Here is a 9,124-nt window from a genome sequence, read left to right as displayed (position 1 = left end):
AGCAGGCCGGAGCCCATGATGGATTTGAGGTCTTGCGGGTTCATGGTGGTGGCGGGGCTGGTGATGTGAAAAAAGAGGCGGATGCTCAGTCGAGCTTGATATTGGCGGCCTTCACCACGGAGGCCCAGCGCGCACGCTCCTTGGCGAAGAACTGGTCCTGTTCGGTGGGGGTCATGGTCACCACCTCGGCGCCCTGGCCGGCCAGGCGCGAGCGGATGTCGGGCGAGCGGATGGCGGTGATCAACGCCTTGTTCAGCCGCTGCACCACGGCTTCTGGCGTGCCGCGGGGCAGCAGAATGCCTTGCCAGGTGCCGGACTCGTAGCCGGGCACGCCTTGCTCGGCGATGGTGGGCACGTCGCCGATCAACGGCATGCGCGTGGACTTGGACACGCCCAGCACCTTGAGCTTGCCGTTCTGCACCTGGGGCAGGGTGGCCAGCATGCCGTTCATCAGCACCTGGGTCTGGCCGGCCACGGTGTCCTGGATGGCCGTGACCCCGCCCTTGTAGGGGATGTACTGCCAGCGCGCGCCGCTGGCACGCTCCAGCGCCACACCGGCCAGGTGCGGTGCGCTGCCGGTGGCGGTGACGGCGAAGTTCAGGTCCGCTGTCTTGGACAGTGCGATCAGTTCCTTGAGGTTGTTGGCCTTGACCGAGGGGTGCACCACCAGCAGGTGGGGCGAGTAAGCCAGCATGGTCACGCCGCGCAGGTCCTTGGAAGGGTCGAACGACAGCTTGGTGTAGACCGAGGGGCTGATGGCCAGGGCGCCGACGTCGCACAGCAGCATGGTGTAGCCGTCCGGATCGGCCTTGGCCACGAAGTCCGCGCCCAGGTTGCCGTTGGCACCGGGCTTGTTCTCCACGATCACGGTCTGCTTGAGGGCTTCCGACAGGGGCTGGCTGATGGAGCGGGCAATGATGTCCGAGCTGCCGCCGGGAGGGTAGGGCACGATCAGCTTCAGGGTCTTGGTGGGTTGCCATTCTGCGGCGGTCTGGGCCGTGGCGGTGGTGGCGGCAAGGGCGGCGGTGCACGCCAGGATGGCGTCGCGGCGGGTGAGTGTCATGTGTTGTCTCCTGGTTTCACTGTTGTTGCTAGTCATCGTACAACCAAGTGCGCAGAAAAACAATTGCCCTTACAAAAAAAGAGCGCATTAAAGTGCCGATGAGGTGGCCGCCTGGGGTGCCGGATGCCCTGCGGCTGCGGAGTCGATCGCCCGTGCCTGTTGTCGGAGGGGCGTAGATGGCACCGCATTCTCCTATGGGGATGGCTGGTCGGCGGCAGTTTCTTCGCTGCATGCACTGCAAGCCAAGGGAGCATGCAATCGGGTTCGGGTAATCCCTTTGGTCAGATGCGCTGTGCGGCTCCACAATCCGCAATGTTGTATGACGACATATGACATGCAGTCCTTTTCATGGAAGCGGGGACCCTTCTGCGTCGTGTCGCCCGCATGCCTGTATCCGCCGCCTGTGCGGTCTCCCCCTGTTGAAAGGAAATACTGATGACCCGTGTAATTCGTTGGCGCGGCCTGGTGCTGCCCCTGGCTGCCAGCGCCCTGTGGCTGGGCGCATGGTCCGCTGCAACGGCCGCTACCTGGGTGTATGTGTCCAATGCCGACAGCCAGGATCTGTCCGTGCTGGAACTCGACCGCAGTGCCGGCACGCTCAAGCCTGTGGAGACGGTGCCCCTGGCCGGCATGGCCATGCCCATGGCGGTCAGTCCCGACAAGCGCGTGCTCTATGTGGCGCTGCGCTCCCAGCCGTTCCGGGTGGTCAGCCTGGCCATCGACCCCGCCAGCGGCAAGTTGCGCAAGCTGGGCGAGGCGCCGCTTGCCGACAGCATGGCCAACATCGACACCGATGCCACGGGCCGCTGGCTGTTCGCCGCCTCGTACCCGGGCCACAAGATCACGGTCAACAGCATCGGCAAGGACGGGGCCGTGGGCGCCGTGCAGCAGCTCATCCCCACGGCGCCCAACGCGCACGCCATCCATGCCGATGCGGCCAACCGCCATGTGTTCGCCACCAGCCTGGGGGGCGACAACCTTTCGGCCTGGCGCTTCGATGCCGAGACGGGGCGGCTCACGGCCCACGAGCCGGCGCTGACCACCGTCGCGCCCGAGAAATCGGGCCCGCGCCACTTCGTCTGGGACCGTGCGCAACGCCATATGTATGTGCTCAACGAGCTCGATGCCGCCGTGCACGTGATGGCCTACGACGCCGCGCGCGGCACACTGCGGTCCGTGCAGCGCACCACGGCGCTGCCCGCCGGCTTTGCCGGCAAGCCCTGGGCGGCCGACCTGCACCTGTCGCCCGACGGCCGCACGCTGTATGCGTCCGAGCGCACGTCGAGCACGATCAGCAGCTTCCGCGTCGACGCCTCCACGGGCCAGCTGCAGCCCCTGGGCCAGGTGCCCACCGAAAAATCGCCGCGCGGCTTTGCGGTGGATTCCTCGGGCCGCTTCCTGATCGCGGCGGGGCAGGAGTCGCACAGCCTCTCGCTGCACCCCATCGATGCGGCCACGGGCATCCCGGGCGCGCCCACCCGCGTGCCCGCCGGCAAGAACCCCAACTGGGTCGAGATCGTCGACTTCCCCTGAGCACTGCTCTTCGTCCGCTTTTCACCATCAGGAGACAAACACCATGCAACGCAGAACCTTCATCCCGGCGGCGGCCTTTGCCGCTGTCAGTTGCTTCATCGGGCTGCCCGCCGCTGCCCAGGGCACCTGGCCCACGGGCAAGACCATCAGCTATGTGGTGCCCTTTGCCGCAGGCGGCACCACCGATACGCTGGGCCGCATGATTGGCCAGCAACTGGGCACGGCGCTGGGCACCACCGTGGTGGTCGAGAACAAGGCCGGCGCGGCGGGCAGCGTGGGCTCGGAGGCGGTGGCGCGCGCGGCACCCGACGGCTACACCTTGCTGGGCGGCACTGTGAGTTCGCATGCGATCAATGCCAGCCTGTACCCCAAGCTGGGTTACGACGCCATCAAGTCGTTCAGCCCGGTCACGCTGATCGGCACCAACCCCGTGGTGCTGGTGGTGGCCGCCAACAGCCCCTACAAGACGCTCAAGGACGTGCTGGCCGCCGCAAAGACCAAGGAGGGCGGCCTGTCCTCCGCCTCGGCCGGCACGGGCAGCTCGCAGCACCTGGCAGTGGAGCTGCTGGGCTTCAAGTCGGGCGTGAAGTTCACGCACATCCCCTACAAGGGCAGCGGCCCGGCGATCCAGGACGTGATAGGAGGCCAGGTGGACATGATGTTCGACACCACCGTGGTGGCTGCACCGCATGTGCAAAGCGGCAAGCTGCGCGCCATTGCTGTCACCTCGCCCAAGCGCCTGGCCTCCATGCCCGACGTGCCCACGGTGGCGGAGTCGGGCATCAAGGGCCTCGAGGACTTCCAGGTCCAGTCCTGGCAGGCCATCTTCGTGCCCGCCGGCACGCCCGCGCCGGTGGTGGGTCGCCTGCACGACGAGATCCGCAAGATCCTCGGGCAGCCGGACATGCAAAAGCGCCTGGCAGGCTTCGGCATGGAGCCGGCCGATCTGAACGTGGGGCAGATTGCCGCCTTCCAGAAGGCCGAGGTCGAGAAATGGGCCCAGGTGATCAAGGCCGCCAACATCAAGGTGGACTGATCGAACGGTTGGGCGGCGCGGCGCCTCTACTCGGGGGAAATGGCTTCCTCGCCGTCGCTCGCTGTGTCTTGCACACTGCCTGCTGGCGGCCTGCGTTCCAGTCGGAACTCGGGGTGCTGGCCGGTCAGCAGCAGGAACATGGCGAACACGGGGCCCTGCATGCTGCGTTCGTCGGTCGTGCTCTCCAGGGCCTGCCAAGTGCGTGACTGCAGGCCGCCCCGGCTGCCGGTCTGCAGCGGATAGCCCAGCAGCTCTGCCGCCTGCGCCTGGCTCAATCCGGCGGCCGTGCGCGCGGCCTTGAGTTGGTCGCCGCTGGGGATCGGCATGTTCAGCGCAAGGGTGTCGGGGCGATGGCTCATGGGATGTGCGTGGGTGGGCGGGATGCAGGCATTGTCGTCCAGCCACCGCGCGGCGTGTTCATTCCAGGATATGGCCTGTGGCCGGATACTGGCCCGAGAGCAGTTCGCCATCAGTGAGCGGCGGGCCTTGCCAGAGCATGGCCCGGTTGGCGCCGCAGCCCAGGGCCAGCTCCTTGAGCGTCCGCAGCTCCGCGTGGGTGTAGCGGCCTTCGGGGTTCGCGGGCAGGTGCAACACGATGTGGGGCGATGGCAGGAAGCGCCAGAACGATCCCTCGTCCAGCACGGTGCGCACGCTGTGCTTCAGCAGCTGCTGTGCGAGCACGAAGTCCGACACCAGGGAGCGCGGGTGGGCCAGCGGGGTCGCGATGCGCGCGCCGGTCTGGGCTGCTGCCTCGCGGGCCCGGTTGCCTACGGCCAGGATGAGCGGCTTTGGCTGGTCCTGCAGGGCAATCTCGGGCACCTCGTCCCAGGTGGCGCCCGTTTTCGGGTTGCGCACGCTCAGGCGCTCGGGTGATATTGCGATGTACAACAGGGGCGTCAGCGATTTGAGCATGGGTTGGGCGTTGCAGGCGGGTGGATCTGTGCGCATTCTGGCCCAGGTGGCCAGTTCCCTGGCACCGGTATTGGGTATGGGCAGAACAGTCCAGATGCCCGGGCACAAGCCGTTGTACAGTGGCACGCCACAGCCCCGAAGGATTTCGCAGATGCACAGCCCGGCCGCCTCGCCCAACGCCACGCCCACCGCCAGCACCCCCGGGGGCTGGTGGGCCGTGTGCCTGTGCGCCAACTGGTGCGGCACCTGCCGCGACTACCGTGCCATCTTTGACACCCTGGCCCTGGCCCACCCGGAGGTGCGTTTCGAGTGGGTGGACATCGAGGACGAGTCCGAACTGGCGGGCGATCTGGATGTGGAGACCTTTCCCACCCTGCTGATCGCCGATGGCACAAGCGCGCGCTTTCTTGGGCCTCTGCTGCCCCAGGCGCCTGTGCTGGCGCGGCTGCTCTCCAGCCTGCAGGCGGTGCAGGGCGGGCCGGCGGCGGGCGGTGATGCGCAAGAGGTGTTCGAGCGCGTGCGTGCGGCACGCGGGGGCTGAGGTAGGGGTCTAGTGCAGTGTTTCACGCTATCTGGCACATAAAAAGTCGTCTTTTCGGCCCTGGCCGCGTTGCAAATCCTCGCGATACGCCCGGTATCGCTGTGGTTTGCGCCTTGCCAGGACCAAAAATCCGCCCTTTTTATTTGTGCCATCAAGCATGAAACATTGCACTAGCGGCCACCTCCATGGGGCAGGTGGGGGCTCTGATCTGCTATTTTTTGAATAGCAGTTTGTACAGTACCATGAACCGATAGCCGCTGTCGCTCCCCTCCGATAGCCCTTGTCGCCCTCCTGTTTGTGTATTGAATTTTTCCATGTCCCTGGAGTTCTGGTTCGAGCCTGAGTCATTGCGTGCGCTGTGCGACGATGGTGTGTGGGCGCGGGGCACGGCGCTGTTCAAGGCGCGTGCCGTGCGGCGGCTGGCCGTCAGCGCCCAGGGCGACCACTGGCGCCTCGAAGGCGACGTGCAGGGCACCCAGTTGGCGCCTTACCAGCTGTCCGTCTCGATGGCGCTCATGCCCGATGGAGCGGTGGACTACTGGCGCAGCCAGTGCAGTTGCCCCGTGGGCCTGCAGTGCAAGCACGGCGTGGCGCTCATGCACCAGGCGGCGCGCCAGGGGCCGAGCGAATTGGACCGGGCCAGGGGCCTGGCCTTGCCCGCTGCCGGGCTGAACCGCCCGCCACCGGCCCGCAGCGACGTGCAGCAGCGCATGGCCGAGGTGCACCGCATGGAGTCGGAGGCGCGCCTCATGAACTGGCTGCTGGCATTGGACAAGGCCGCAGGCCTTGCCGATGGCGATGCGCCAGCAGGTGCCGGCGGCGCGGCGGACCGCCCTGAACAATATGTCTACCTGTTGTCTGTGGTGGGGGCGCCGCGGGCGGCACCGCTGCTGCAACTGGAGGCCGTGGTGTCCTACCCCAAGGTCACCGGCGGCTGGGCCAAGCCCAAGCTGGTGCGTACCCAGCCGGGCAAGGGCCAGGCGGTGTTCGACCGTGCCGGCGACACCGACCGCCAGGTACTGCAACTGCTGCGGGCGCTGCCGCGCCACCAGAACTATTACTCCGCCTACAGTGGCGCGCCCTGCGCGGTGCTGGAGGGGCAGATCGGCCTGCTGGCCGTGCAGCAGGCCGCCACCACCGGGCGCCTGTTCGCCGATGCGGGCGGCTCCACGGTGGGGGCGCCCCTGCGGTGGGGCGAGCTGCTGCCCATCGAGTGGGCCTGGCAGGCCGTCTCGGGCGGTGCGGCCGGCGCACAGGCGCAGGACAGCGGCTGGGCGTTGCAGGCGCGCCTGCCCCAGGCGGGCGCCACGCTGTGCCATAACAACCCGCCGATGTACCTCGATGCCGCCGCCGGCCTGTGCGGTCTGGCGCATGCACCGGGCATGGAGCCCGCGCAGCTGGAGGTGCTGCTGCACGCGCCCACCCTGAGTGCTGCTGCGCTGCAAAAATACCAGGCCGACGTGGCCCGGCGCCTGGGCCCCGTGCCGCTGCCGCCCGTGCTGCAGGGCTTGACCCGGCTCGACGGTGTGGCCCCCGTGGCGCGCCTGCACCTGGTGCCGACACCGGCGGCCGGGGTGGCCTACATGGGGCTCATCACGGCGCAGTTGCGCTTCGACTACCTGGGCCATGTGGGCTGGTGGGCGGGGCAGCCCCTGTCGGTGCTGGTGGATGGCCTGGGTGGTGAAGGCGGCAAGGTGCTGCTGCGGCGCGATGGCCGTGCCGAGATCGACGCCGTCTCGCGCCTCATGGACCTGGGCCTGTTGGGCGTGGACGAGGGTTTGTTCGGCATCCCGGGCGAGCGTCCGCAGGGCGCCTGGATGCTCTGGGCCGACGAAGGCTTCGCCGCGCTGCGCGAGGCCGGCTTTGCGCTCACCGTGGCGCCCGAGCTCGATGGCTGGATCACGCACGCGCAGACCATCCACGTGCACCTGGGCCCAGAGGGGGCTGAGGGCGATGGGGAGGACGATGCGTTCGGGCTGGACGACGGTGCGGACGGCGCAGAGCCGGGTGGTGGCGCCAGCGCACACGGCGATGGTGGCGACCCCAATCCATCCCCCTGGTTCGAGCTGTCGCTGGGCATCGAGATCGATGGCCAGCGCCACAACATCCTGCCCTGGCTGCCCGACCTGATCGCGGCGGCCGCCTCGGCGGCGCCCGACTCCGGCGAGCCCGGTGGCGGTGCCAAGGGGCTGGCGCTGCCTCCGTTTCTGTACCTTCCGGCGCCCAGCGGCCATGGCTTCGTGCGCCTGCCCACCGACACCCTGAAGCCCTGGCTGGCGGCGCTGCTTGACCTGGCGGGCGACCGAGCACACGATTTTTCGGGCGAGAGCCTGCGCCTGTCGCGCCTGGAGGCGCTGCGCACCAGTGCCTCGCTGGGCGATGGGGTGGCGTGGGAAGGGGCGGCCAGCCTGCACGCCCTGGTGCAGCAACTGCAGGGGCAGGGCCAACTGCCCGAGGTGCCGGTGCCTGCGGGAGTGCAGGCGCAGCTGCGGCCGTACCAGCAGCAAGGGCTCAACTGGCTGCAGTTCCTGCGTGCCAACGGCCTGGCGGGCGTGCTGGCCGACGACATGGGTCTGGGCAAGACCTTGCAGACACTGGCGCACATCCAGGTCGAGAAGGATGCCGGCCGCCTGGTGCAGCCCGCACTCATCGTGGCGCCCGTGAGCCTGATGGGCAACTGGGAGCGCGAGGCCGCGCGCTTCACCCCCGGCCTGCGCAGCGTGGTGCTGCACGGCAAGGAGCGCCACGCCCTGGCCGAATCCATGGCCGAGCACGACCTGGTGATCGCCCCCTATTCGCTGCTGCAGCGCGACCGCGAGCGCTGGCTGGAGGCGCGCTGGCACATCGTGGTGCTCGACGAAGCGCAGAACATCAAGAACGCCACCACCAACGCCGCGCAGGTGGTGGCGCAGTTGCAGGCCAACCACCGGCTGTGCCTGTCGGGCACGCCCATGGAAAACCACCTGGGCGAGATCTGGAGCCTGTTCCACTTCCTGATGCCGGGTTTTCTGGGCAGCCAGCAGCGCTTTCGCGACCTGTTTCGCAACCCCATCGAGCGCCAGGGCAGCACCGAGCGGCTGGCGCAGTTGCGCGCGCGCATCACCCCCTTCATGCTGCGCCGGGCCAAGTCGGTGGTGGCGCACGAGCTGCCGCCCAAGATCGAGACGGTGATGCCGGTGGACCTTTCGGGTGGCCAGGCCGACCTGTACGAGACCATCCGCCTGGGCATGGAAAAGACCGTGCGCGAGGCGCTGCAGGCCAAGGGCCTGGCGCGCTCGCAGATCACCATCCTCGACGCGCTGCTCAAGCTGCGCCAGGTGTGCTGCGACCCGCAGCTCGTGCCGCTGGAGGCCGCGCGAAAGGTGCACACCTCGGCCAAGCTCGCGCAACTGATGGAGATGCTGCCCGAGATGCTGGCCGAAGGCCGGCGCATCCTGCTGTTCTCGCAGTTCACGAGCATGCTGGCGCTGATCGAGGCCGAGCTGTCCAAACACGGCCTGCCCTGGGTCAAGCTCACGGGCCAGAGTCAGAAGCGCGACGCCATCATCGACCGGTTCACCAGCGGCGAGGTGCCGCTGTTCCTCATCAGCCTGAAGGCCGGCGGGGTGGGGCTGAACCTGCCCCAGGCCGACACCGTGATCCACTACGACCCCTGGTGGAACCCCGCCGTGGAGGCCCAGGCCACCGACCGTGCCCACCGCATCGGGCAGACGCAGAGCGTGTGGGTGGTTAAGTTGGTGGCGCGCGGCACCATCGAAGAGCGCATACTGGCCCTGCAGGAGAAAAAAGCCCAGCTGGCCGAAAGTCTTTACCAGGGTGCGGCGGGGCGAAAGCAGCCGCTTTTCACCGAAAGCGACCTCGCCGAGCTGCTGCAGCCGCTCTCGCTGCCGTAGCCAACAGGGGCTGGCAAAGGCGTTTTTCCGCGCAAACCCGCGCCGGGCGTTGTTCTGCCGCACATGCAGGGTGTTTGCGGCGTGCTCGTGGCCCCGCGTCTTGGCAAATCAACGCTTTACGGGCTACAATACGTTTCTCACGACCA

At 68.0% G+C, this 9,124-nt stretch carries 7 protein-coding genes; 4 read left to right on the top strand and 3 right to left on the bottom strand.

Annotation, left to right across the window (positions count from 1 at the left end):
* Nucleotides 1–85: 85 nt before the first annotated feature.
* On the bottom strand, nt 86–1,063 hold the full coding sequence (locus ASE28_RS24435; protein WP_007857619.1) for a tripartite tricarboxylate transporter substrate binding protein: 978 nt from the start codon (nt 1,061–1,063) through the stop codon (nt 86–88).
* 435 nt (nt 1,064–1,498) lie between these two features.
* On the opposite strand from ASE28_RS24435, the gene ASE28_RS24430 reads away from it, so the two are divergent.
* Both ASE28_RS24430 and ASE28_RS24425 read left to right on the top strand, forming a co-directional pair.
* Nucleotides 1,499–2,596, top strand: coding sequence for a beta-propeller fold lactonase family protein (locus tag ASE28_RS24430; RefSeq protein WP_057268823.1), 1,098 nt, complete (start codon nt 1,499–1,501; stop codon nt 2,594–2,596).
* Nucleotides 2,597–2,639: 43 nt separating this feature from the next.
* The gene (locus tag ASE28_RS24425; RefSeq protein WP_057268822.1) at nt 2,640–3,632 is read left to right on the top strand and encodes a tripartite tricarboxylate transporter substrate binding protein; all 993 of its coding nucleotides are present in this window, start codon (nt 2,640–2,642) and stop codon (nt 3,630–3,632) included.
* 26 nt (nt 3,633–3,658) lie between these two features.
* Here the strand turns inward: ASE28_RS24425 and ASE28_RS24420 are convergent, their stop codons facing one another.
* Both ASE28_RS24420 and ASE28_RS24415 read right to left on the bottom strand, forming a co-directional pair.
* Nucleotides 3,659–3,991, bottom strand: coding sequence for a DNA-binding transcriptional regulator (locus ASE28_RS24420; RefSeq protein ID WP_057268821.1), 333 nt, complete (start codon nt 3,989–3,991; stop codon nt 3,659–3,661).
* 58 nt (nt 3,992–4,049) lie between these two features.
* A complete protein-coding gene (locus ASE28_RS24415; protein ID WP_057268835.1) occupies nt 4,050–4,544 on the bottom strand; it encodes a rod shape-determining protein in 495 nt (164 codons plus the stop codon).
* 151 nt (nt 4,545–4,695) lie between these two features.
* Here ASE28_RS24415 and ASE28_RS24410 point away from each other — a divergent pair, with 151 nt between their 5' ends.
* Together ASE28_RS24410 and ASE28_RS24405 are read left to right on the top strand one after the other, a co-directional pair.
* Nucleotides 4,696–5,085: a thioredoxin family protein gene (locus tag ASE28_RS24410; protein WP_057268820.1), complete on the top strand. Its 390-nt coding sequence runs from the start codon at nt 4,696–4,698 to the stop codon at nt 5,083–5,085.
* 314 nt (nt 5,086–5,399) lie between these two features.
* Nucleotides 5,400–8,978, top strand: a complete 3,579-nt coding sequence (locus ASE28_RS24405; protein ID WP_057268819.1) for a DEAD/DEAH box helicase — start codon at nt 5,400–5,402, stop codon at nt 8,976–8,978.
* Nucleotides 8,979–9,124 lie beyond the last annotated feature (146 nt).

The organism is Acidovorax sp. Root219, from assembly GCF_001428665.1.
GTDB lineage: Bacteria > Pseudomonadota > Gammaproteobacteria > Burkholderiales > Burkholderiaceae_C > Acidovorax.
This window is presented reverse-complemented; position numbering and strand designations above follow the sequence as displayed.